Consider the following 26,636-nt stretch of genomic DNA (forward strand, 5'->3'; position numbering starts at 1 on the left):
CGGAGCACGAGAAACTTTGTCTGAATATGGGGGGACCATCCTCCAAGGCTAAATACTACTGACTGACCGATAGTGAACTAGTACCGTGAGGGAAAGGCGAAAAGAACCCCGGAGAGGGGAGTGAAATAGATCCTGAAACCGTATGCGTACAAGCAGTGGGAGCCTACTTTGTTAGGTGACTGCGTACCTTTTGTATAATGGGTCAGCGACTTATTTTCAGTGGCGAGCTTAACCGAATAGGGGAGGCGTAGCGAAAGCGAGTCTTAATAGGGCGTCTAGTCGCTGGGAATAGACCCGAAACCGGGCGATCTATCCATGGGCAGGTTGAAGGTTAGGTAACACTGACTGGAGGACCGAACCGACTACCGTTGAAAAGTTAGCGGATGACCTGTGGATCGGAGTGAAAGGCTAATCAAGCTCGGAGATAGCTGGTTCTCCTCGAAAGCTATTTAGGTAGCGCCTCATGTATCACTGTAGGGGGTAGAGCACTGTTTCGGCTAGGGGGTCATCCCGACTTACCAAACCGATGCAAACTCCGAATACCTACAAGTGCCGAGCATGGGAGACACACGGCGGGTGCTAACGTCCGTCGTGAAAAGGGAAACAACCCAGACCGTCAGCTAAGGTCCCAAAGTTATGGTTAAGTGGGAAACGATGTGGGAAGGCTTAGACAGCTAGGAGGTTGGCTTAGAAGCAGCCACCCTTTAAAGAAAGCGTAATAGCTCACTAGTCGAGTCGGCCTGCGCGGAAGATGTAACGGGGCTCAAACCATACACCGAAGCTACGGGTATCACCTTCGGGTGATGCGGTAGAGGAGCGTTCTGTAAGCCTGTGAAGGTGAGTTGAGAAGCTTGCTGGAGGTATCAGAAGTGCGAATGCTGACATGAGTAACGACAATGGGTGTGAAAAACACCCACGCCGAAAGACCAAGGTTTCCTGCGCAACGTTAATCGACGCAGGGTTAGTCGGTCCCTAAGGCGAGGCTGAAAAGCGTAGTCGATGGAAAACAGGTTAATATTCCTGTACTTCTGGTTATTGCGATGGAGGGACGGAGAAGGCTAGGCCAGCTTGGCGTTGGTTGTCCAAGTTTAAGGTGGTAGGCTGAGATCTTAGGTAAATCCGGGATCTTAAGGCCGAGAGCTGATGACGAGTTACCTTTTTGGTGACGAAGTGGTTGATGCCATGCTTCCAAGAAAAGCTTCTAAGCTTCAGATAACCAGGAACCGTACCCCAAACCGACACAGGTGGTTGGGTAGAGAATACCAAGGCGCTTGAGAGAACTCGGGTGAAGGAACTAGGCAAAATGGCACCGTAACTTCGGGAGAAGGTGCGCCGGTGAGGGTGAAGGACTTGCTCCGTAAGCCCACGCCGGTCGAAGATACCAGGCCGCTGCGACTGTTTATTAAAAACACAGCACTCTGCAAACACGAAAGTGGACGTATAGGGTGTGACGCCTGCCCGGTGCCGGAAGGTTAATTGATGGGGTTAGCTAACGCGAAGCTCTTGATCGAAGCCCCGGTAAACGGCGGCCGTAACTATAACGGTCCTAAGGTAGCGAAATTCCTTGTCGGGTAAGTTCCGACCTGCACGAATGGCGTAACGATGGCGGCGCTGTCTCCACCCGAGACTCAGTGAAATTGAAATCGCTGTGAAGATGCAGTGTATCCGCGGCTAGACGGAAAGACCCCGTGAACCTTTACTATAGCTTTGCACTGGACTTTGAATTTGCTTGTGTAGGATAGGTGGGAGGCTTTGAAGCGTGGACGCCAGTTCGCGTGGAGCCATCCTTGAAATACCACCCTGGCAACTTTGAGGTTCTAACTCAGGTCCGTTATCCGGATCGAGGACAGTGTATGGTGGGTAGTTTGACTGGGGCGGTCTCCTCCTAAAGAGTAACGGAGGAGTACGAAGGTGCGCTCAGACCGGTCGGAAATCGGTCGTAGAGTATAAAGGCAAAAGCGCGCTTGACTGCGAGACAGACACGTCGAGCAGGTACGAAAGTAGGTCTTAGTGATCCGGTGGTTCTGTATGGAAGGGCCATCGCTCAACGGATAAAAGGTACTCCGGGGATAACAGGCTGATACCGCCCAAGAGTTCATATCGACGGCGGTGTTTGGCACCTCGATGTCGGCTCATCACATCCTGGGGCTGAAGCCGGTCCCAAGGGTATGGCTGTTCGCCATTTAAAGTGGTACGCGAGCTGGGTTTAGAACGTCGTGAGACAGTTCGGTCCCTATCTGCCGTGGACGTTTGAGATTTGAGAGGGGCTGCTCCTAGTACGAGAGGACCGGAGTGGACGAACCTCTGGTGTTCCGGTTGTCACGCCAGTGGCATTGCCGGGTAGCTATGTTCGGAAAAGATAACCGCTGAAAGCATCTAAGCGGGAAACTTGCCTCAAGATGAGATCTCACTGGGACCTTGAGTCCCCTGAAGGGCCGTCGAAGACTACGACGTTGATAGGTTGGGTGTGTAAGCGCTGTGAGGCGTTGAGCTAACCAATACTAATTGCCCGTGAGGCTTGACCATATAACACCCAAGCAATTTGATGCTCCTAGTTGAAAAATACGAAAGAGACCAGATTGCGGTGTGTGAAGACGAAACGAACCGAAAGTTCGAAAGACTCACAAAACACCGAGCTGTCACATACCCAATTTGCTGAAGCGAGGCCAACTGGCCACGACTCAGTACCCGAATTTCTTGACGACCATAGAGCGTTGGAACCACCTGATCCCATCCCGAACTCAGAAGTGAAACGATGCATCGCCGATGGTAGTGTGGGGTTTCCCCATGTGAGAGTAGGTCATCGTCAAGATTAAATTCCGAAACCCCAATTGCGAAAGCAGTTGGGGTTTTGTTTTTAGTAGAAGTCACAAGTTTTCACTGGCACGTTGATGTTCTAACGGGCTGGTCACAGAATTTCTTGACGACCATAGAGCGTTGGAACCACCTGATCCCATCCCGAACTCAGAAGTGAAACGATGCATCGCCGATGGTAGTGTGGGGTTTCCCCATGTGAGAGTAGGTCATCGTCAAGATTAAATTCCAAAACCCCTGTCTGCTGACGCAGACAGGGGTTTTGTCGTTTCAGGGGTACTGAAAAGCCCGTTGTGGAGCCTCTCCACAACGGGCTTTCTCACGTCTTGCACCTGCCGCTGCGGGTTACTTCGGTGTGTTTCTGGCCTGGACTTCAGGGCTGTTGAGGTAGCGCGTAATGACCTCGACCGCTCGGTTCAGATGATGTTCGAGCAGCTGTACGGAGCGTTCCACGTCCCGTTCCTCGGCGGCTCGCAACAATGCCTGGTGGTCGTCCTGGGACAGTTTACCCAGGCCCATGGCTTCCAGGTTGAAACGCAGGAAGCGCTCTTCCTCGTTCAGGCCGTCTTCAACCAGTTTCAACAGCCGGCGATTGGGCGCTCGGCTGTAAAGCGCCATGTGGAACAAGCGGTTGAGCCGGCCGATTTCGGTGTAGTCGCTTTGCGTTTCGAGTTCGCCGATGTAGCGGGCAGCCTGTTCGAGATCTTCGTCCTGGAGCAATGGAACTGAGAGACGCAGGGCCTCGGATTCCAGCAGGATGCGCAGCGCGTAGGTTTCAACGGCGTCTCCCTGGACCAGAGGCGCGACCACGGCGCCCTTATGGGCCACCACGTTGAGCAACGACTGTGCTTCGAGCTGGCGCAAGGCTTCGCGTACGGGCATCCGGCTGACGCCGAACAGGTCGGCGAGGTCCTGCTGGCGCAGGGCCGCACCGCAAGGGATGCGCCCGTCAAGTATCGCCGCGCGCAGGGTTTCTTCGATCACCGTGCGTGCCAGATGTGCGGGAATCGGCCCGTTGACCTTGATACTGCTGAGAGGGTTGGGCTTTTGTGTCACTAAACGCACCCTGAATAATGAAATTTTTTGGATCCAAATGACACTAGTGACTGCCTGACAGCTTGTCAAACAAGTGAACGAATGCCTTTCCTGCAGTTTAGCGCGCTGCCAGTGATCTCATCGTGCCATTGTCTTTTTCCGGACTAACCTTCACCATTCGAACGACTCTCTCCTGCCTACCCAGGATGCCTCGCATTGGCAGCATGTTTAACGATCCCACGGATTTTACGCTGGTTGTGCAGCGCATTGCTGCTGGCTGGCGTGATGCTGGGCAGCTTGAGTGCCGATTGGGACTTTTCCCTGATCAGCCGGCGGGCGCAGGCATTGTACGGACCTCTGGGAGAGGGTCAGCAACGCATTAACGATTGGCAATACTTGTTGGCCAGCCAGAAGCAGATCGGCGAGTCGGAACAACTCAACGTGGTCAATCGCTTCTTCAACAAACAACTGCGATACGTTGAAGACATCGATCTGTGGCATGCAGTCGACTACTGGGAAACCCCGATCGAAGCCCTGTGGAAAGGCGCCGGCGACTGTGAAGACTACGCTATTGCCAAGTACTTCAGCCTGCGTCACCTCGGTGTAGCCAGTGAAAAGCTGCGTATCACCTACGTCAAGGCATTGACCCAGAACCGCGCGCACATGGTGCTGACCTACTACTCGACTCCGGATGCCGAGCCCCTGGTGCTCGACAGCCTGATTGATGCAATCAAGCCGGCCAGCCAACGAAAGGATTTGCTGCCGGTCTACTCTTTCAATGCAGAGGGACTGTGGTTGCCGGGCGCTAAGGGCAACAAAAAGGTCGGCGATACCAAACGCCTGTCGCGCTGGCAGGATGTGTTGAAGAAAATGCAGGCCGAAGGATTCCCGGTCGAGACGACTAACTAGGAGCACGTGCTCAGATGTCTTTGTTCAAACAGCTGTTGATTGCTATCTGTCTGTTCCTGGTGGTCGCCTTCACCGGCAGTTTCATGGTCAGTCTGGAGAGCTCACGCACTCAGTACGTCAACCAGTTGCGCTCCCATGCCCAGGACGCCGCGACCGCGCTGGCGCTTTCCCTGACCCCGAATATCGACGACCCGGCGATGGTCGAGTTGCTGGTCAGCTCGATTTTCGACAGTGGTTACTACGCAAGCATCCGCGTGGTCGATCTGAAGACCGACCAGAACCTGGTTGAGCGCACGGGCATACCGGCGGTCAACAATGTTCCTGACTGGTTCGTTAAACTGATCGGCCTGGAGCCTGCCGGTGGTGATGCGATCGTCAGCCGCGGCTGGGAGCAGGCTGCCCGGGTCGAGGTCGTCAGCCATCCGATGTTCGCGCTGGCCAAGTTGTGGCAAAGCGCCTTGGGCAGCCTGGGTTGGTTGCTGCTATGCGGCGCCGTCAGTGCGGTGCTCGGCGCGCTGTTGCTGCGCCAGCAATTGCGACCGCTGGATTATATGGTCAAGCAATCCCACGCCATCGCCCGAAGGGAGTTCCTCAGCCTGCCGGAACTGCCGCGCACTCCCGAGCTTCGCCGGGTCGTGCAGGCCATGAACCAGATGGTCGAGAAGCTCAAGGCGCTGTTCCAGGAACAGGCCGAGCGTAGTGAAAAGCTGCGGGTCGAGTCCTATCAGGATTCGTTGACCGGGTTGGCCAACCGGCGCTATTTCGAGATGCAACTGAACGCGCGGGTGAGCAACCTGGAGCAGGCCAGCTCTGGTTATCTGCTGCTGTTGCGGGTCAAGGATCTGGCCGGCCTCAACCAGCGTCTTGGGGGTCAGCGCACCGATGAAGTGCTCAAGGCCGTCGGTGAGCAACTGACTCGCGAGTGCGCCAAGTATCCGGAAACCCAGAACCTGGTGACCCGTATCCGTGGCGGCGAATTTGCCGTGCTGGCGCCGGGGCTGGTGCGTGAAGAAGCGCTGCAACTGGCGCAAAATCTCGACAGTGCCCTGGCCAGTCTGCACGCTACCGGCGCCACTGATGTGGCTGCCGTGGCGTCTATCGGCCTGGCGCCTTTTGCTCACGGTGACTCGCCGCAAGCCGTGCTCAGCCTCGGTGATCAGGCGCTGGCACAGGCTGAAGGCCAGGGCGAGCAGAACTGGGCCTGCCTCGAGCACAGCCTCTCGGCCAGTGTCGGCGACGATCACCACGCCTGGCACCAGATGCTTGACCAGGCGCTGACACAGCGGCGCTTCGAACTGTATTTCCAGCCGGTAGTGGCCGCCCAGGACACGCAACTGGTGCTGCATTACAAAGTGTTGTCGCGACTGCTCGACGAACACGGCCAGACCATCCCCGCCGGGCGTTTTTTGCCTTGGCTGGAGCGCTTCGGCTGGACCGCGCGCCTGGATCGGCTGATGCTCGAACGGGTGTTGGCGCAAATGAGCGAACATGAGGAATCGCTGGCGCTGAATCTGTCGTCGGCGACCTTGGGCGACCCGCAGGCGCAAAACAAAATCTTCGAGCTACTGCGTGCGCACTCCAATCTTGGCCCGCGTCTGACCCTGGAGATTGGCGAAGAGCAACTGCCTGATCAGGCAGTGTTGGAGCAGTTGACCCGACGCCTGCGCGAACTCGGCTTCTCACTGAGCCTGCAACGTTTTGGCGGACGCTTCAGCATGATCGGCAACCTGGCGCGGCTGGGGCTGGCGTACCTCAAGATCGATGGCAGCTACATTCGCTCGATTGATCTGGAGAGTGACAAACGCCTGTTCATCGAGGCGATCCAGCGAGCGGCGCACAGCATTGATTTGCCGCTGATTGCCGAACGGGTCGAGACTGAAGGCGAGTTGTCGGTGATCCGCGAGATGGGGTTATACGGTGTGCAGGGCCAGTTGTTCGGCGAGCCCAAGCCCTGGCGCTGATTTGATCACTCCCACGCAGGGCGTGGGAGTGATCGGAGGGGGGCGTCAGATCAGCCCGGTCTCTTCATCATCGATCAATTGGCTCAAGCCACCCAAGGCTTCACGGGCCTGGTTCCGGTCCATGAGTTTAGCTTGGGCCGCCGTCGGCAGGTCGGTGACGCGGATCACGCCTTTCTGGGTCAGCACCTGAATCAAGTCATCGAGTACCCGGATCATTTCCAGGTCACTTTGCTTGAGCTGTTTGAGGCTGTTCTCCACCGCCGCATTGGCAAACCAGGCCTGGATTTCATGATTGTCGGCCGGCAGCGTTTCCGTGGCCTCGGCGTAGGCGGCGGGTTCCACGCGTACCAACAGGCCCTGCGCATCGCGTTGCACGTAAAACATTGAGCATCCCTCAGAATTGAACCAGCGTCATGCTGTCAGCAGCATAGGTCAACTGCGCGCCAGTATGTGGCGCAGCGACGAAATCGTCACCGGGCAGTGGACACAAACGTGACGACCGCCCCGGAAGGGGCGGCCGTTTTCATGTATCAGCTGTTGTTGTGATCGATTTTGATGGTCGGGTCGCTACCGGCAATCAGGTTGTGCAGGTTGGCGCTTGACCAGTTGTTGCCCTCCAGCTTGATCGTCACGTCCGGCGTGGCGGCTGCGGCGTTGCCAGAGTTGAACTGACCGGTCGAGCTGACTTGCAGCGACGACACGCCATCGACCGTAGTGATCTTCAGGAAGTTGTCGATGGTGCTGCCGGTTTCGCCCTGCAACAGATCGCGCAGGTCGATCCGGTCGCCTTCGCTGGCCTTGAAGTCCTTGATCACGTCGTTGCCGGTGTCGCCCGCTTTCCAGACGAAGGTGTCGCCGCCCAAACCGCCAGTCAGGGTGTCATTGCCTTTTCCGCCCAAGAGAATGTCATTGCCTTCGCCACCGTCGAGCAAGTCGTTTCCGGTACCGCCGAGCAGGATGTCATTGCCGGTGCCGCCGTAGAGTTTGTCGTCGCCGCCCTGGCCGAAGATGATGTCATTGCCGGCACCGCCCAGCAGCGTATCGGCACCATCCTGAGCGCCGGACACATCGAACACGCTGTAGTGCTCGGTGATGTACTGGTGCACATTGCTTGGTGTGACCTGGTTGGTCTCGGCCCCGGTTTGCAGGCCGACAAAAGCCTGTAGCGAGGCGTAACCCTCGCCGGTGACGCTATTGAAGCTCACCAGATCGCCGAAGATGATGTCATTGCCATCACCGCTGTTGACGGTGTCTTGACCTGGTAGCGTGGCCTCGCTGTGGCCGAGAATCGCGTTGGCCAGATCCGCGGGGTTGATATTGGCCAGCGGCTTGCCGTCGGTGGTGTTGTACGGCGCCAGATCGCTTTCCTTGACTTCGCCGTTCAGGCCGATGGCTTGCACAGTGGAGTTGGCAGCCGCCAGCAGGGCAAATGCCGCCGCAGCATTTGAGGCACTGGTTCTATCGACGTAACCATCGCCATCGTTGGCCGACAGCTCATATGTGCCGTCGCCTTGCGCATGAAGTGTCAGGCCACTGTACTTGGAAGAGCTCCAGTTACCCTTGCTGTCCTCACTCCATTTGTAAACGGCGCCATTGGCATCGACCAGCGTACGAGTCGCACCGCCGATCACTGTGGTGAACGCATAGCCAGGCTTGTAGTCGCCCAGTTTCAACAGGCTGTCCAGGGTCAGGTCCGCGGAGCTGTTCGACTTGAAGTTGACGACGACCGGGTTGGTCTGTTCATTGCTGGTGTAAGCGGTTGGCTCACCATCGGTAATGAAGTAGGTGAGATTGATCGCATTAGGGTTGCTCTTCGCATCAGCACTGTAGAACCAGTTGGCGGTGGTCTTGAACACGTCCTCGTAGTTGGTGTATCCACCCGATTTCATGCCGTCGAGAACTGACTTCAAGTTCGCCAGGGCATCTTTGCTGGACAGGTCGATCGAAATCGACTGTTTGACCGTCGTGTCGAAGTCCACGAGGAACACTTTCACAGTACCCGGATTCGCGTCTTTCGAAGTCGCACTGGCGATCAGCGAAGTAAACACCGCCTCCAGAGACTTCTTCGCCGCCGACATGGAGGCGTCGCCCATACTGCCCGAGCTGTCGACCATGAAGGCGATATTGTAGTTCTGACCTGGTGCGACCGTCAGCCCGCCGATATCCGACACCACGATGTCATTGCCACTGGTGCCGGTGACGGTGTCGTTACTGGCGGTGGCAGTGAGCGGGTTATAGACCGCTGGATTGATCGTGATCGGAATCTGCGTCGTATTGCTGGCCGAATCACCCTGGCTCTCGGTCGAGACGGCCGTAACGGTCAGCGTGTTGGTGCCGGTGGCGTACGGTGCCGGGGTGTAGCTCAACTTGCTCACGTCCCACCCGCTGAGGTTGACGACGCCGTTACCGGTGGTGCCGGTAAAGGTGTGCGTGCCATCGGTCAGGGTCGCACCTGCAGGGATGCCGGCGATCGAGGTAATGGTCTGGGTTTCAGAGCCATCAGTGTCCACTGACGTTACCTTCAAGCCCAACGCGATGCTGCTGTTCTCGGCCACCTGAGACGTGGTGGCGGTCACGATCGGAGTATCCGCGACCGCAGTCACACTGAGGTCCAGCGTGGTGCTTGAGCCGGTATTGGTGGTGTAGGTCACAGTCGGAACCTTGCCACTCCAATTGTCGGCAGGGGTAAAGCTGTAGTCACCGTTGGCACCGAGCGTCAGCCTGCCCACGTTTGCGATGGTGGCGGTCCCCCCCGCGCTGTACTCGAGGCCACCGATAGTGAACCTGGTCACGCTGAGAGCGTTGTCCACATCACGGTCGTTGGTCAGTACGTTACCGGTGGAGATCTGGTCCTCAAGAGTGGTTTTCAGGTCCGCAGCCAGCACACTCGAGTCATCGACTGGCGTGACACTGATATTCAGGGTCGAGGTGACGTTGGGTCCCAAACCGTCGGTGACGGTATAGGTGACGGTTGGCAGCGTGCCGTTGTAGTTGGTGGCCGGAGTGAAGGTGTAGGCCCCGCTGGCGGCGATCACCAGGGTACCGACATTGGCGATGGTCGCCGTGGTACCGGCCGTGTAAGTGGTCGAACCAATGGTGAAGTTGACCACGCTGACCGGGCCATCGACGCTGCTCGTGCCAGTGAGCACGCTGCCGCTGAGGGCGGTGTCTTCCAGAGTCGAGACCGTTTCGCTGGCGTCGGTGAAGCTGTCGTTGACCGGCGTAACGCTGATGTTCAGGGTCGAAGTGTCGTTAGGTCCCGAGCCGTCGGTGACGGTGTAGGTAACCGTTGGCACGGTGCCGTTGTAGTTGGCAGCCGGGGTGAAGGTGTAGGCGCCGTTGGCACCGATGACCAGGGTGCCGACGTTGGCGATGGTCGCCGCGCTGCCGGCGGCGTAGGTGGTATCACCGATGGTGAAGTTGACCACGCTGACCGGGCCGTCGACGCTGCTCGTGCCGGAGAGGACACTGCCGGTCAAGGCAGTGTCTTCCGGGGTGGAGAGCGTTTCGTTGGCGTCGGTGAAGCTGTCGTCGACCGGCGTGACGCTGATGTTCAGGGTCGAAGTGTCGTTGGTTCCCGAACCGTCGGTGACGGTGTAAGTAACGGTTGGCACCGTGCCGTTGTAGTTGGCGGCCGGGGTGAAGGTGTAAGCGCCGTTCGCCGCGATCACCAGGGTGCCGACATTGGCAATGGTCGCCGTGGTGCCAGCTGTGTAGATGGTCGAACCAATGGTGAAGTTGACCACGCTGACCGCGCCATCGACGCTCGAGGTGCCGGTGAGGACGCTGCCGGTGAGGGCCGTATCTTCCAGGGTCGAGACCGTTTCGCTGGCATCGGTGAAGCTGTCGTCGACCGGCGTGACGCTGATGTTCAGGGTCGATGTGTCGTTAGGTCCTGAACCGTCGGTGACGCTGTAGGTGACGGTTGGCACCGTGCCGTTGTAGTTGGCGGCCGGGGTGAAGGTGTAAGCGCCGTTCGCTGCGATCACCAGGGTGCCGACGTTGGCGATGGTCGCGGTCTGGCCGGCGGTAAAGGTGCCAGGAACACCGTTGATGGTGAAATTGACCACGCTGACCGGACCATCGACGCTGCTTGTGCCACTGAGGACGCTGCCGCTGAGGGCAGTATCTTCCAGGGTCGAGACCGTTTCGCTGGCGTCGGTGAAGCTGTCGTCGACCGGCGTGACGCTGATGTTCAGGGTCGAGGTGTCGTTGGTTCCCGAACCGTCGGTGACGGTGTAGGTGACCGTTGGAACCGTGCCGTTGTAGTTGGCGGCCGGGGTGAAGGTGTAAGCGCCGTTCGCCGCGATCACCAGAGTACCGACGTTGGCGATGGTTGCGGTCTGGCCGGCGTTGAAAGTGTCAGTAACGCCGTCGATGGTGAAGTTGACCACACTGACCGGGCCGTCGACGCTGCTGGTGCCAGTGAGAACGCTGCCGGTGAGGGCGGAGTCTTCCAGGGTGGAGAGCGTTTCGTTGGCATCGCTGAAGCTGTCGTCGACCGGCGTGACACTGATGTTCAGGGTCGAAGTGTCGTTGGTCCCCGAACCGTCAGTGACGGTGTAGGTGACGGTCGGCACGGTGCCGTTGTAGTTGGCAGCCGGGGTGAAGGTGTAAGCACCGTTCGCCGCGATCACCAGGGTGCCGACATTGGCAATGTTCGCCGTGGTACCGGCCGTGTAGGTGGTCGAACCAATGGTGAAATTGACCACGCTGACCGGGCCATCGACGCTCGAGGTGCCGGTGAGGACGCTGCCGGTGAGGGCCGTATCTTCAGCGGTGGTCACGCTTTCACTGATATCGGTGAAGCTGTCATCGACCGGGGTAACGCTGATGCTCAGGGTCGAAGTGTCGTCTGTGCCGGAACCGTCGGTGACGGTGTAGGTAACCGTTGGCACGGTGCCGTTGTAGTTGGCAGCCGGGGTGAAGGTGTAAGCGCCGTTCGCTGCAATGACCAAGGTACCGACGTTGGCGATGGTCGCCGTGCTGCCAGCGGTGTAGGTGGTATCACCGATGCTGAAGTTGACCACACTGACCGGGCCGTCGACGCTGCTCGTGCCACTGAGGACGCTGCCTGTGAGGGCGGTGTCTTCAGCGGTGGTCACGCTTTCGTTGGCGTCGGTGAAGTTGTCGTTAACGGGCGTAACGCTGATGTTCAGGGTCGAGGTGTCGTTGGGTCCCGAGCCGTCGGTGACGGTGTAGGTGACCGTTGGCACGGTGCCGTTGTAGTTGGCGGCCGGGGTGAAGGTGTAGGCCCCGTTCGCCGCGATCACCAAGGTGCCGACATTGGCGATGGTCGCAGTCTGGCCGGCGTTGAAAGTACCCGTCACACCGTCGATGCTGAAGTTCACCACGCTGACCGGGCCGTCGACGCTGCTGGTGCCAGTGAGGACGCTGCCGGTGAGGGCGGTGTCTTCCAGGGTCGAGAGCGTTTCGCTGGCGTCGGTGAAGTTGTCGTTGACCGGCGTAACGCTGATGTTCAGGGTCGAAGTGTCGTCTGTGCCGGAACCATCGGTGACGGTATAGGTGACGGTCGGCACGGTGCCGTTGTAGTTGGCGGCCGGGGTGAAGGTGTAAGCCCCGTTCGCCGCGATCACCAAGGTGCCGACGTTGGCGATGGTCGCGGTGCTGCCAGCGGCGTAGGTGCTATCACCGATGGTGAAGTTGACCACGCTGACCGGGCCATCGACGCTGCTCGTGCCAGTGAGGACGCTGCCGCTAATGGCTGTGTCTTCAGCGGTGGTCACGCTTTCGTTGGCGTCGGTGAAGTTGTCGTTGACCGGCGTGACGCTGATATTCAGGGTCGAAGTGTCGTTGGTTCCCGAACCGTCAGTGACGGTGTAGGTAACAGTCGGCACGGTGCCGTTATAGTTGGCGGCCGGGGTGAAGGTGTAAGTGCCGTTGGCCCCAATGACCAGGGTGCCGACGTTGGCGATGGTCGCAGTCTGGCCGGCGTTGAAAGTGCCCGTCACACCATCGATGGTGAAGCTGACCACACTGACCGGGCCGTCAACGCTCGAGGTGCCGCTGAGGACGCTGCCGGTCAGGACGGCGTCTTCCAGAGTCGAGACCGTTTCGCTGGCGTCGGTGAAGCTGTCGTCGACCGGCGTGACACTGATGTTCAGGGTCGAGGTGTCGTTAGGTCCCGAACCGTCGGTAACGGTGTAGGTGACCGTTGGCACGGTGCCGTTGTAGTTGGCAGCCGGGGTGAAGGTGTAGGCCCCGTTCGCCGCGATTACCAGGGTGCCGACATTGGCAATGGTCGCCGTGGTACCGGCCGTATAAGTGGTCGAACCAATGGTGAAGTTGACCACGCTGACCGGGCCGTCAACGCTGCTCGTGCCTGTGAGGACGCTGCCGGTGAGGGCGGTGTCTTCCAGGGTCGAGACCGTTTCGCTGGCGTCGGTGAAGTTGTCGTTGACCGGCGTGACGCTGATGTTCAGGGTCGAGGTGTCGTTAGGTCCCGAACCGTCGGTGACGGTGTAGGTGACAGTCGGCACGGTGCCGTTGTAGTTGGCAGCCGGGGTGAAGGTGTAAGCCCCATTGGCACTGATCACCAGGGTACCGACGTTGGCGATGGTCGCCGTGCTGCCGGCGGCGTAGGTGGTATCACCGATGGTGAAATTGACCACGCTGACCGGGCCATCGGCGCTGCTCGTGCCACTGAGGACGCTGCCGCTGAGGGCGGTGTCTTCCAGGGTGGAGGGCGTTTCGTTGGCGTCGGTGAAGTTGTCGTTGACCGGCGTAACGCTGATGTTCAGCGTACTGCTCGAGCCAGTATTGGTGGTGTATGTCACCTGTGGAACGTTGCCATTCCAGTCGGCAGCCGGCTTGAAGGTGTAGTCGCCGTTGCTGGTAATGATCAGCGTACCGACACCCGTAATGGTCGCGGTCTGGCCCGCCGTGAAACTGCCGTTGACCCCGTTCACGCTGAAGCTTGCGACGCTCAGGACATTATCGACATCGTGGTCGTTGGTCAGCACGTTGCCGATCGCGTTGTGATCCTCTTCGACGGTGATCTGGTCCGACTGCAGCACGCTGGCGTCATCGACGGCAGCCACGTGCACCACCAGTGGCAGCGAGGTGCTCGCGCTTGGGGCATCGCCGTCTTTGGCGGTGGCCGTTACGGTCAGGGGGATGTCGCCATTGAAGTTCGTCGGCGGTGTCAGCTTGAGCGTGGACAGGTTCCAGCCCGTAATGTCCACCGAGGTCGAGCCGTTGGCAGCATTGAAGGTGTGGGTGCCATCGGTGAGGATGGAGCCCGCTGGCAAGCCGCTCAGTGTGAGGGCGAGAGTTTCCGAACCGTCGGCGTCATTGGTGTGGGCCTGGATGGTGGACAACAGGATCGCGTTGTCTTCAAGGCCTGAGTTGAGCACCTGAGTGACATTGATGTTGTCCAGCAGGCCGCCCAGGCTGTTGCTGTCCCCGGCACGGAACTCGAGTTTCTGGTTGCCATCGGCAGTGACTGGAATGTCGAAGCTGTAGTGCTGCATGCCCGTGGTCGAAGTGTTCAGGGTGCCAATGAGTTGACCGCCCCAGTACACGTTGATGAGCGAATTATCTACGCCGGCACGCGGTGCATAGTCGAACGATACGTTGTACGTGGTACCGGCCTTCGCATCGATAGTGGTGTAGAGGTTGCTCGCATCACCGGTATTACGCTCGAGTTCGATCACCTGGTTACCGCCGCCGGCACCGTAGACGCTGGCTTTGCCGATTTCGACCATGCCCCCGCGGTTGTCAGTGTGCCAGGCGCCGTTGCCGAGCTTGCTGACATCGACGTCGATACTCACAGCGACTTCCTGGAAGTCGGTCGAGGCAACAACACCGCCACCGGTCAGCGACAGGCTCGGGGTATCGGTGACTGGCGCGACGACGATGGTACCGGTCGCCGAAGCAGCAGAAGGCATGCCCCCGTTGTCGGTCGCGTTGTAGGTGAAGCTGGTGGTGCCGCTCCAGTCGCCAGTGGGTTTGAAGTAAACCGTTGCGCCATTGGCCGTTGCTGAGATCACGCTGCTGGTGGTCAGCTCGATGGTCCCGGCGGAGTCTGCGTAAAACTTGCCATTGGCCGGCAGGCTGGTCAGGGTGAAGTGATTGACGCTGCCGTCAATGTCATTGCCGCCGAGCTGCACGGCGATCAAATGATCTTCATCACCTCTGGCCGAGGTGGAGTTAACGGTCGGAGCGTCGTTGACCGGGTTGACCGTGATGTCCAGCGTACTGGTGGAATGGGTGTTGGTGGTGTAGCCGATCTGTGGAACTGTTCCGTTCCAGTTCGCGGCCGGGGTGAAACTGTAATCGCCGTTGGTGGCGATAGTCACAGTGCCGACGCCGGAGATAGTCGCGATTTGACCCGCGGTAAAGGAGCCGGGGACGCCTTGTATGGTGAATGTCGCGACAGTTAGAGCGTTGTCGACATCAATGTCATTGCCAAGCACGTTGCCCGTTGCAGCGTGGTCTTCATCGACGGTCTTGGTATCTGCAATCAGGACGCTCGGGTCATCGACCGGGGTGACGTCGATGGTCAGGGTCGAGGTGACATTGCTGCCGGAGCCGTCGGTGACGGTGTAGCTGACGGTTGGCACCGTGCCGTTGTAGTTGGCGTCCGGGGTGAAGGTGTAAGCGCCGTTGGCGCTGATCACCAGGGTGCCGACGTTGGCAATGGTCGCCGTCTGGCCGGCGGTGAACGTGCCAGGGACACCGTCGACGGAGAAGTTGAGCACGCTGACCGGGCCGTCGACGCTCGAGGTGCCCGTCAACACACTGCCGCTGATGGCGGTGTCTTCCTGGGTGGAGACCGTTTCGCTGAGGTCGGTGAAGCTGTCGTCGACCGGGGTGACGTCGATGGTCAGGGTCGAAGTAACGTCCGTACCGGAGCCGTCGGTGACGGTGTAGCTGACCGTTGGCACGCTGCCGTTGTAGTTGGCATCCGGGGTAAAGGTGTAAGTGCCGTTGGCGCTGATCACCAGGGTGCCGACGTTGACGATGGTCGCGGTCTGGCCCGCAGTGAAAGTGCCAGGAACACCGTCAATGGTGAAGTTGAGCACGCTGACCGGGCCGTCGACGCTCGAGGTGCCCGTCAACACACTGCCGCTGATGGCGGTGTCTTCCTGGGTGGAGACCGTTTCGCTGAGGTCGGTGAAGCTGTCGTCGACCGGGGTGACGTCGATGGTCAGGGTCGAAGTAACGTCGGTGCCGGAACCGTCGGTGACGGTGTAGCTGACCGTTGGCACGCTGCCGTTGTAGTTGGCATCCGGGGTGAAGGTGTAGGCCCCGTTGGCGCCGATCACCAGGGTCCCGACGTTGGCGATGGTCGCCGTCTGACCGGCGGTGAACGTGCCAGGAACACCGTCGATGGTGAAGTTCACCACGCTGACCGGACCGTCGACGCTGTTCGTTCCGCTGAGGACGCTGCCGGTCACGGCCGTGTCTTCAGCAGTGGTCACGCTTTCGCTGATATCGGTGAAGCTGTCATCGACCGGGGTAACGTTGATGGTCAGGGTCGAGGTGACATTGCTACCGGAACCGTCGGTGACGGTGTAGCTCACCGTCGGCACGCTGCCGTTGTAGTTAGCGTCCGGGGTGAAGGTGTAGGCCCCGTTGGCGCCGATCACCAGGGTACCGACGTTGGCGATGGTCGCCGTCTGGCCGGCGGTGAACGTGCCAGGGACACCGTCGATGGTGAAATTAACCACGCTGACTGGGCCGTCGACGCTCGAGGTGCCCGTCAACACACTGCCGCTGATGGCGGTGTCTTCCTGGGTGGAGACCGTTTCGCTGAGGTCGGTGAAGCTGTCGTCGACCGGGGTGACGTCGATGTTCAGGGTCGAAGTAACGTCCGTACCGGAGCCGTCGGTGACGGTGTAGCTGACCGTTGGCACCGCGCCGTTGTAGTTGGCGTCCGGGATGAAGGTGTAGGCACCGTTGGTCCCGATCACCAGGGTACCGACGTTGGCGATGGTCGCCGTCTGACCGGCGGTGAACGTGCCAGGGACACCGTCGATGGTGAAATTAACCACGCTGACTGGGCCGTCGACGCTTGAGGTACCGGTGAGGACGCTGCCGGTCACCGGGGCATCTTCAGCGGTGGTCACGCTTTCGCTGATATCGGTGAAGCTGTCATCGACCGGGGTGACGTCGATGGTCAGGGTCGAGGTGACATTGCTACCGGAGCCGTCGGTGACGGTGTAGCTCACCGTCGGCACGCTGCCGTTGTAATTCTCGGCAGGCGTGAAGGTGTAAGCGCCGTTGGTCCCGATGACCAGGGTGCCGACATTAGCGATGGTCGCGGTCTGGCCGGCGGTGAACGTGCCAGGGACACCGTCGATGGTGAAATTCACCACGCTGACTGGGCCGTCGACGCTCGAGGTACCCGTCAACACACTGCCGCTGATGGCGGTGTCTTCCTGGGTGGAGACCGTTTCGCTGAGGTCAGTGAAGCTGTCGTCGACCGGGGTGACGTCGATGTTCAGGGTCGAGGTGACATTGCTGCCGGAGCCGTCGGTGACGGTGTAGCTGACCGTTGGCACCGCGCCGTTGTAGTTGGCGTCCGGGATGAAGGTGTAGGCACCGTTGGTCCCGATGACCAGGGTGCCGACGTTGGCAATGGTCGCCGTCTGGCCGGCGGTGAACGTGCCAGGGACACCGTCGATGGTGAAATTCACCACGCTGACCGGGCCGTCGACGCTGCTCGTTCCGGTGAGGACGCTGCCAGTGACAGCTGTATCTTCAGCGGTGGTCACGTTTTCGCTGAGGTCGGTGAAGCTGTCGTCGACCGGGGTGACGTCGATGGTCAGGTTCGAAGTGACGTCCGTACCGGAACCGTCGGTGACGGTGTAGCTCACGGTTGGCACCGTGCCGTTGTAGTTGGCGTCCGGGGTGAAGGTGTAAGCGCCGTTGGCGCTGATCACCAGGGTGCCGACGTTGGCAATGGTCGCCGTCTGGCCGGCGGTGAACGTGCCAGGGACACCGTCGACGGAGAAGTTGAGCACGCTGACCGGGCCGTCGACGCTCGAGGTGCCCGTCAACACACTGCCGCTGATGGCGGTGTCTTCCTGGGTGGAGACCGTTTCGCTGAGGTCGGTGAAGCTGTCGTCGACCGGGGTGACGTCGATGGTCAGGGTCGAAGTAACGTCCGTACCGGAGCCGTCGGTGACGGTGTAGCTGACCGTTGGCACCGCGCCGTTGTAGTTGGCGTCCGGGATGAAGGTGTAGGCACCGTTGGTCCCGATCACCAGGGTACCGACGTTGGCGATGGTCGCCGTCTGACCGGCGGTGAAGATGCCAGGAACACCGTCGACGGAGAAGTTCACCACGCTGACCGGACCGTCGACGCTGTTCGTTCCGGTGAGGACGCTGCCAGTGACAGCTGTATCTTCAGCGGTGGTCACGTTTTCGCTGAGGTCGGTGAAGCTGTCGTCGACCGGGGTGACGTCGATGGTCAGGTTCGAAGTGACGTCCGTACCGGAACCGTCGGTGACGGTGTAGCTCACGGTTGGCACCGTGCCGTTGTAGTTGGCGTCCGGGGTGAAGGTGTAGGCCCCGTTGGTCCCGATCACCAGGGTCCCGACGTTGGCGATGGTCGCCGTCTGGCCGGCGGTGAACGTGCCAGGGACACCGTCGATGGTGAAGTTCACCACGCTGACTGGGCCGTCGACGCTCGAGGTACCCGTCAACACACTGCCGCTGATGGCGGTGTCTTCCTGGGTGGAGACCGTTTCGCTGAGGTCGGTGAAGCTGTCGTCGACCGGGGTGACGTCGATGGTCAGGGTCGAAGTAACGTCGGTGCCGGAACCGTCGGTGACGGTGTAGCTGACCGTTGGCACGCTGCCGTTGTAGTTGGCATCCGGGGTGAAGGTGTAGGCCCCGTTGGCGCCGATCACCAGGGTCCCGACGTTGGCGATGGTCGCCGTCTGACCGGCGGTGAACGTGCCAGGGACACCGTCGATGGTGAAATTAACCACGCTGACTGGGCCGTCGACGCTCGAGGTACCGGTGAGGACGCTGCCGGTCACCGGGGCATCTTCAGCGGTGGTCACGCTTTCGCTGATATCGGTGAAGCTGTCGTCGACCGGGGTGACGTCGATGGTCAAGGTCGAAGTGACGTCCGTGCCGGAACCGTCGGTGACGGTGTAGCTCACCGTCGGCAAGCTGCCGTTGTAGTTGGCATCCGGGGTGAAGGTGTAGGCCCCGTTGGCGCCGATCACCAGGGTGCCGACATTAGCGATGGTCGCGGTCTGGCCGGCGGTGAACGTGCCAGGGACACCGTCGATGGTGAAATTCACCACGCTGACCGGGCCGTCGACGCTCGAGGTGCCGGTGAGGACGCTGCCGGTCACGGCCGTGTCTTCAGCAGTGGTCACGCTTTCGCTGATATCGGTGAAGCTGTCGTCGACCGGGGTGACGTCGATGGTCAGGGTCGAGGTGACATTGCTACCGGAACCGTCGGTGACGGTGTAGCTCACCGTCGGCACGCTGCCGTTGTAGTTGGCATCCGGGGTGAAGGTGTAGGCCCCGTTGGCGCCGATCACCAGGGTCCCGACGTTGGCGATGGTCGCCGTCTGGCCGGCGGTGAACGTGCCAGGGACACCGTCGATGGTGAAAATCACCACGCTGACCGGGCCGTCGACGCTGCTCGTGCCAGTGAGGACGCTGCCGGTCACCGGGGCATCTTCAGCGGTGGTCACGCTCTCGCTGAGGTCGGTGAAGCTGTCGTCGACCGGGGTGACGTCGATGGTCAGGGTCGAGGTGACATTGCTACCGGAGCCGTCGGTGACGGTGTAGCTCACCGTTGGCACCGCGCCGTTGTAGTTGGCGTCCGGGGTGAAGGTGTAAGCGCCGTTAGCTGCAATGACCAGGGTGCCGACGTTGGCAATGGTCGCCGTCTGACCGGCGGTGAAGATGCCAGGAACACCGTCGATGGTGAAGTTGAGCACGCTGACCGGGCCGTCGACGCTCGAGGTGCCCGTCAACACACTGCCGCTGATGGCGGTGTCTTCCTGGGTGGAGACCGTTTCGCCGAGGTCAGTGAAGCTGTCATCGACCGGGGTGACGTCGATGGTCAGGGTCGAGGTGACATTGCTACCGGAGCCGTCGGTGACGGTGTAGCTCACCGTCGGCACCGCGCCGTTGTAGTTGGCGTCCGGGATGAAGGTGTAGGCACCGTTGGTCCCGATCACCAGGGTACCGACGTTGGCGATGGTCGCCGTCTGACCGGCGGTGAAGATGCCAGGAACACCGTCGACGGAGAAGTTCACCACGCTGACCGGACCGTCGACGCTGTTCGTTCCGGTGAGGACGCTGCCAGTGACAGCTGTATCTTCAGCGGTGGTCACGTTTTCGCTGAGGTCGGTGAAGCTGTCGTCGACCGGGGTGACGTCGATGGTCAGGTTCGAAGTGACGTCCGTACCGGAACCGTCGGTGACGGTGTAGCTCACGGTTGGCACCGTGCCGTTGTAGTTGGCGTCCGGGGTGAAGGTGTAGGCCCCGTTGGTCCCGATCACCAGGGTCCCGACGTTGGCGATGGTCGCCGTCTGGCCGGCGGTGAACGTGCCAGGGACACCGTCGATGGTGAAGTTCACCACGCTGACTGGGCCGTCGACGCTCGAGGTACCCGTCAACACACTGCCGCTGATGGCGGTGTCTTCCTGGGTGGAGACCGTTTCGCTGAGGTCGGTGAAGCTGTCGTCGACCGGGGTGACGTCGATGGTCAGGGTCGAAGTAACGTCGGTGCCGGAACCGTCGGTGACGGTGTAGCTGACCGTTGGCACGCTGCCGTTGTAGTTGGCATCCGGGGTGAAGGTGTAGGCCCCGTTGGCGCCGATCACCAGGGTCCCGACGTTGGCGATGGTCGCCGTCTGACCGGCGGTGAACGTGCCAGGGACACCGTCGATGGTGAAATTAACCACGCTGACTGGGCCGTCGACGCTCGAGGTACCGGTGAGGACGCTGCCGGTCACCGGGGCATCTTCAGCGGTGGTCACGCTTTCGCTGATATCGGTGAAGCTGTCGTCGACCGGGGTGACGTCGATGGTCAAGGTCGAAGTGACGTCCGTGCCGGAACCGTCGGTGACGGTGTAGCTCACCGTCGGCAAGCTGCCGTTGTAGTTGGCATCCGGGGTGAAGGTGTAGGCCCCGTTGGCGCCGATCACCAGGGTGCCGACATTAGCGATGGTCGCGGTCTGGCCGGCGGTGAACGTGCCAGGGACACCGTCGATGGTGAAATTCACCACGCTGACCGGGCCGTCGACGCTCGAGGTGCCGGTGAGGACGCTGCCGGTCACGGCCGTGTCTTCAGCAGTGGTCACGCTTTCGCTGATATCGGTGAAGCTGTCGTCGACCGGGGTGACGTCGATGGTCAGGGTCGAGGTGACATTGCTACCGGAACCGTCGGTGACGGTGTAGCTCACCGTCGGCACGCTGCCGTTGTAGTTGGCATCCGGGGTGAAGGTGTAGGCCCCGTTGGCGCCGATCACCAGGGTCCCGACGTTGGCGATGGTCGCCGTCTGGCCGGCGGTGAACGTGCCAGGGACACCGTCGATGGTGAAAATCACCACGCTGACCGGGCCGTCGACGCTGCTCGTGCCAGTGAGGACGCTGCCGGTCACCGGGGCATCTTCAGCGGTGGTCACGCTCTCGCTGAGGTCGGTGAAGCTGTCGTCGACCGGGGTGACGTCGATGGTCAGGGTCGAGGTGACATTGCTACCGGAGCCGTCGGTGACGGTGTAGCTCACCGTTGGCACCGCGCCGTTGTAGTTGGCGTCCGGGGTGAAGGTGTAAGCGCCGTTAGCTGCAATGACCAGGGTGCCGACGTTGGCAATGGTCGCCGTCTGACCGGCGGTGAAGATGCCAGGAACACCGTCGATGGTGAAGTTGAGCACGCTGACCGGGCCGTCGACGCTCGAGGTGCCCGTCAACACACTGCCGCTGATGGCGGTGTCTTCCTGGGTGGAGACCGTTTCGCCGAGGTCAGTGAAGCTGTCATCGACCGGGGTGACGTCGATGGTCAGGGTCGAGGTGACATTGCTACCGGAGCCGTCGGTGACGGTGTAGCTCACCGTCGGCACCGCGCCGTTGTAGTTGGCATCCGGGGTGAAGGTGTAGGCCCCGTTGGCGCCGATCACCAGGGTCCCGACGTTGGCGATGGTCGCCGTCTGGCCGGCGGTGAACGTGCCAGGGACACCGTCGATGGTGAAATTCACCACGCTGACCGGGCCGTCGACGCTCGAGGTGCCGGTGAGGACGCTGCCGGTCACGGCCGTGTCTTCAGCAGTGGTCACGCTTTCGCTGATATCGGTGAAGCTGTCGTCGACCGGGGTGACGTCGATGGTCAAGGTCGAAGTAACGTCCGTACCGGAACCGTCGGTGACGGTGTAGCTCACCGTCGGCACGCTGCCGTTGTAGTTGGCATCCGGGGTGAAGGTGTAGGCCCCGTTGGCGCCGATCACCAGGGTGCCGACATTAGCGATGGTCGCGGTCTGGCCGGCGGTGAACGTGCCAGGGACACCGTCGATGGTGAAATTCACCACGCTGACCGGGCCGTCGACGCTCGAGGTGCCGGTGAGGACGCTGCCGGTCACGGCCGTGTCTTCAGCAGTGGTCACGCTTTCGCTGATATCGGTGAAGCTGTCGTCGACCGGGGTGACGTCGATGGTCAGGGTCGAGGTGACATTGCTACCGGAGCCGTCGGTGACGGTGTAGCTCACCGTTGGCACCGCGCCGTTGTAGTTGGCATCCGGGGTGAAGGTGTAGGCCCCGTTGGCGCCGATCACCAGGGTCCCGACGTTGGCGATGGTCGCCGTCTGGCCGGCGGTGAACGTGCCAGGGACACCGTCGATGGTGAAATTCACCACGCTGACCGGGCCGTCGACGCTGCTCGTGCCAGTGAGGACGCTGCCGGTCACCGGGGCATCTTCAGCGGTGGTCACGCTTTCGCTGAGGTCGGTGAAGCTGTCATCGACTGGGGTCACGTCGATGGTCAGGGTCGAAGTGACATTGCTGCCGGAGCCGTCAGTGACGGTGTAGCTGATGGTCGGCACGCTGCCGTTGTAGTTGGCGTCCGGGGTGAAGGTGTAAGCGCCGTTCGCCCCGATCACCAGGGTGCCGACGTTGGCAATGGTCGCCGTGCTGCCAGCGGCGTAGGTGGTTTCACCGATGGTGAAATTAACCACGTTGACCGGGCCATCGACGCTGCTCGTGCCAGTGAGGACGCTGCCGCTAATAGCGGTGTCTTCCTGGGTGGAGACCGTTTCGCTGATGTCGGTAAAGCTGTCATCGACCGGGGTGACATTGATGTTCAAGGTCGAGGTGACGTTGCTGCCGGAGCCGTCGGTGACGGTGTAGCTGACGGTCGGCACGCTGCCGTTGTAGTTGGCGTCCGGGGTGAAGGTGTAGGCGCCATTGGCCCCGATCACCAGGGTGCCGACGTTGGCGATGGTCGCGGTCTGGCCGGCGACGTAGGTGGTATCACCGATGGTGAAATTCACCACGCTGACCGGGCCGTCGACGCTGCTCGCGCCAGTAAGGACGCTGCCGGTCACCGGGGCATCTTCAGCGGTGGTCACGCTTTCGCTGAGGTCGGTGAAGCTGTCATCGACCGGGGTGACGTTGATGGTCAGGGTCGAGGTGACATTGCTGCCGGAACCGTCGGTGACGGTGTAGCTGACAGTTGGCACCGCGCCGTTGTAGTTGGCGGCCGGAGTAAAGGAGTAGGCGCCATTGGCTCCGATGACCAGGGTGCCGACGTTGGCGATGGTCGCGGTCTGGCCGGCGACGTAGGTGGTATCACCGATGGTGAAGTTCACCACGCTGACTGGGCCGTCGACGCTGCTCGTACCGGTGAGGACGCTGCCGGTCACGGCGGTGTCTTCAGCGGTGGTCACGCTTTCGCTGAGGTCAGTGAAGTTGTCGTCAACCGGGGTGACGTCGATGGTCAGGGTCGAGGTGACATTGCTGCCCGAACCGTCGGTGACGGTATAGCTCACCGTTGGCACGCTGCCGTTGTAATTGGCGTCTGGGGTAAAGGTGTAAGCGCCGTTAGCCCCGATCACCAGGGTGCCGACATTGGCAATGGTCGCGGTCTGGCCGGCGGTGAACGTGCCAGGAACACCGTCGATGGTGAAATTCACCACGCTGACCGGGCCGTCGACGCTCGAGGTACCGGTGAGGACGCTGCCGCTAATAGCGGTGTCTTCCTGGGTGGAGACCGTTTCGCTAATGTCGATAAAGCTGTCATCGACCGGGGTGACGTCGATGTTCAGGGTTGAAGTGACGTCCGTTCCGGAGCCGTCGGTGACGGTGTAGCTGACGGTGGGCACCGCGCCGTTGTAGTTTTCGGCTGGCGTGAAGGTGTAAGCGCCATTGGCCCCGATCACCAGAGTGCCGACATTGGCGATGGTCGCGGTCTGGCCGGCGGTGAACGTGCCAGGAACACCGTCGATGGTGAAATTCACCACGCTGACCGGGCCGTCGACGCTCGAGGTACCGGTGAGGACGCTGCCGCTAATAGCGGTGTCTTCCTGGGTGGAGACCGTTTCGCTAATGTCGGTAAAGCTGTCATCGACCGGGGTGACGTCGATGTTCAGGGTTGAAGTGACGTCCGTTCCGGAGCCGTCGGTGACGGTGTAGCTGACGGTGGGCACCGCGCCGTTGTAGTTTTCGGCTGGCGTGAAGGTGTAAGCGCCATTGGCCCCGATCACCAGAGTGCCGACATTGGCGATGGTCGCGGTCTGGCCGGCGGTGAACGTGCCAGGAACGCCGTCGATGGTGAAATTAACCACGCTGACTGGACCGTCGACGCTGCTCGTGCCAGTGAGGACGCTGCCGGTCACGGCCGTGTCTTCCTGGGTGGAGACCGTTTCGCTGATGTCGGTGAAGCTGTCGTCGACCGGGGTGACGTCGATGGTCAGGGTCGAGGTGACATTGCTGCCGGAACCGTCGGTGACGGTGTAGCTCACCGTCGGCACGCTGCCGTTGTAATTCTCGGCAGGCGTGAAGGTGTAGGCGCCGTTGGTCCCGATGACCAGGGTGCCGACATTAGCGATGGTCGCGGTCTGGCCGGCGGTGAACGTGCCAGGGACACCGTCGATGGTGAAATTAACCACGCTGACTGGGCCGTCGACGCTCGAGGTGCCCGTCAACACACTGCCGCTGATGGCGGTGTCTTCCTGGGTGGAGACCGTTTCGCTGAGGTCGGTGAAGCTGTCGTCGACCGGGGTGACGTCGATGGTCAGGGTCGAAGTAACGTCGGTGCCGGAACCGTCGGTGACGGTGTAGCTCACCGTCGGCACGCTGCCGTTGTAGTTGGCATCCGGGGTGAAGGTGTAGGCCCCGTTGGCGCCGATCACCAGGGTCCCGACGTTGGCGATGGTCGCCGTCTGGCCGGCGGTGAACGTGCCAGGGACACCGTCGATGGTGAAATTAACCACGCTGACCGGGCCGTCGACGCTCGAGGTACCCGTCAACACAGTGCCGCTGACGGCGGTGTCTTCAGCGGTGGTCACGCTTTCGCTGGCATCGATAAAGCTGTCATCAGCCGGCGTAACACCGATGTTCAGCGTCGAAGTGGAGCCGTCGGTGACGGTGTAGCTCACGGTCGGCACCGTGCCGTTGTAATGCTCGGCTGGCGTGAAGGTGTAGGCGCCGTCGGCCCCGATCACCAGGGTCCCGACGTTGGCGATGGTCGCCGTCTGGCCGGCGGTGAAGGTGCCAGGAACACCGTCGATGGTGAAGGTGGCCACGCTCAGGGCGTTATCGATGTCGCTGTCGTTGCTCAGCACGTTGCCGGTCGCAGCGGTGTCTTCAGCAATGGTTTGGGTGTCGGCAGTCAAAACGCTCGGGTCGTCGACCGCTGTCACGGTGAGATCCAGAGTGCTGCTCGAGCCGGTGTTGGTGGTGTACGTGACTTGCGGTACAGCGCCGTTGTAGTTGGCGTCCGGGGTAAAGGTGTAGTTGCCATTGGCACCGATGGTCAACGTACCGACGCCGACGATGGTCGCTGTCTGGCCTGCGGTGAAACTGCCGGTCACGCCGGCGATGGTGAAGCTGGTGACGCTGAGCGGTGTCTCGGCATCGCTATCGTTGTTCAGTACATTGCCCGTCGCGACGCTGTCTTCGGCCAGAGTGCCCGTATCCGCGGTCAGTACACTTGCAGCGTTGATGGGCGTGATGTTCGTGATGTTCTGGTTGCCAGTATCGAGGGTCGTGGGGGTGGCAGTGGACTCAGGACCGTCGGTAGGGAAGCCGATGGTCGGGTCGACACGGCCAGCCGTGGCGTCGAGCATCACGACGCTGTGACCGCCACCGGCGGCACCGCCAGAACCTGCTGCAGTCGGGCCGGCAGCGGTGGCTTCAAGGTCTTTGGTCGGGTCGGCACCGGCGGCAATGGCTTGTTGCAGCTCTTCTACCGAAGGCGCGGCTTGCGCAGTGGCGGCTGCCAGGTCAGCACTGGAATCGGGAGCGTCAGCGCTCCACTGGGTGTCGCGGCCCAGGTCGAGAGTGCGGCCATCGGCCAGTTCCAGGGACACGGCACCGGAAAGGCCAGTGTCGATCTGGTCCCCGGCGAACAGTTTGTCGCCTTCAACGAGAACGCGGCGGATGCCCTCTGGGGACACCACGAATACTTGACCGACAATGCTTTTGACGATGGCAACAACACTGCTCATTGAAGACTCTCCGGGGTGTCACGTTCAGTAGACTTCCATAGACCTGATGGCGCCTGCGCCGACCAGTCTGGACGTTCATTGCAAAATAGATGCACAAGTTTGACGCTGCAATTCGTCAATATATTGGCTATATTTTTTCGCTATTAACTTTATGCCAAACTATTGACCTTCTTGGAGCCATCCTAAACAATCGTCCCAGTAATGTCACATTGATATTTGAGCCGTGACCTGTCCTCGGTATGTGATCCAGTTCCGC

5 protein-coding genes and 3 rRNA genes (1 of these 8 running past the window's edge) are annotated in these 26,636 nt (G+C 60.7%); 5 read left to right on the forward strand and 3 right to left on the reverse strand.

From position 1 onward, the window contains the following. The 3 genes from ACXX83_RS25275 to rrf (ACXX83_RS25285) all read left to right on the forward strand — a co-directional run. Nucleotides 1-2,526: ribosomal RNA gene (locus ACXX83_RS25275) — 23S ribosomal RNA — on the forward strand (it extends 368 nt beyond the left edge of the window). 170 nt (nucleotides 2,527-2,696) lie between these two features. Next, nucleotides 2,697-2,812: ribosomal RNA gene (gene rrf, locus ACXX83_RS25280) — 5S ribosomal RNA — on the forward strand. A gap of 107 nt (nucleotides 2,813-2,919) precedes the next feature. Then, nucleotides 2,920-3,035, forward strand: a 5S ribosomal RNA gene (gene rrf / locus ACXX83_RS25285). A gap of 124 nt (nucleotides 3,036-3,159) precedes the next feature. Here rrf (ACXX83_RS25285) and ACXX83_RS25290 read toward each other — a convergent pair. Then, nucleotides 3,160-3,870, reverse strand: coding sequence for a GntR family transcriptional regulator (locus ACXX83_RS25290; RefSeq protein ID WP_458549905.1), 711 nt, complete (start codon nucleotides 3,868-3,870; stop codon nucleotides 3,160-3,162). A gap of 195 nt (nucleotides 3,871-4,065) precedes the next feature. On the opposite strand from ACXX83_RS25290, the gene lapG reads away from it, so the two are divergent. Then, on the forward strand, nucleotides 4,066-4,758 hold the full coding sequence (gene lapG, locus ACXX83_RS25295) for a cysteine protease LapG (protein ID WP_095968270.1): 693 nt from the start codon (nucleotides 4,066-4,068) through the stop codon (nucleotides 4,756-4,758). A gap of 14 nt (nucleotides 4,759-4,772) precedes the next feature. Beyond that, a complete protein-coding gene (gene lapD / locus ACXX83_RS25300; RefSeq protein WP_458549907.1) occupies nucleotides 4,773-6,719 on the forward strand; it encodes a cyclic di-GMP receptor LapD in 1,947 nt (648 codons plus the stop codon). Between the two features lie 45 nt (nucleotides 6,720-6,764). Here lapD and ACXX83_RS25305 read toward each other — a convergent pair whose 3' ends face one another. Then, nucleotides 6,765-7,103, reverse strand: coding sequence for a hypothetical protein (locus ACXX83_RS25305; protein ID WP_015092944.1), 339 nt, complete (start codon nucleotides 7,101-7,103; stop codon nucleotides 6,765-6,767). Between the two features lie 146 nt (nucleotides 7,104-7,249). Beyond that, entirely contained in the window at nucleotides 7,250-26,380 is a 19,131-nt protein-coding gene (locus tag ACXX83_RS25310; protein ID WP_458549908.1) for a retention module-containing protein, read from the reverse strand. Nucleotides 26,381-26,636 lie beyond the last annotated feature (256 nt).

This window comes from Pseudomonas sp. GNP012 (assembly GCF_054343835.1).

Coding starts and splice junctions, on each gene's coding strand:
- lapD (WP_458549907.1), top strand. CDS start 4,773: ATGTCTTTGTTCAAACAGCTGTTGATTGCTATCTGTCTGTTCCTGGTG.
- ACXX83_RS25305 (WP_015092944.1), bottom strand. CDS start 7,103: ATGTTTTACGTGCAACGCGATGCGCAGGGCCTGTTGGTACGCGTGGAA.
- ACXX83_RS25310 (WP_458549908.1), bottom strand. CDS start 26,380: ATGAGCAGTGTTGTTGCCATCGTCAAAAGCATTGTCGGTCAAGTATTC.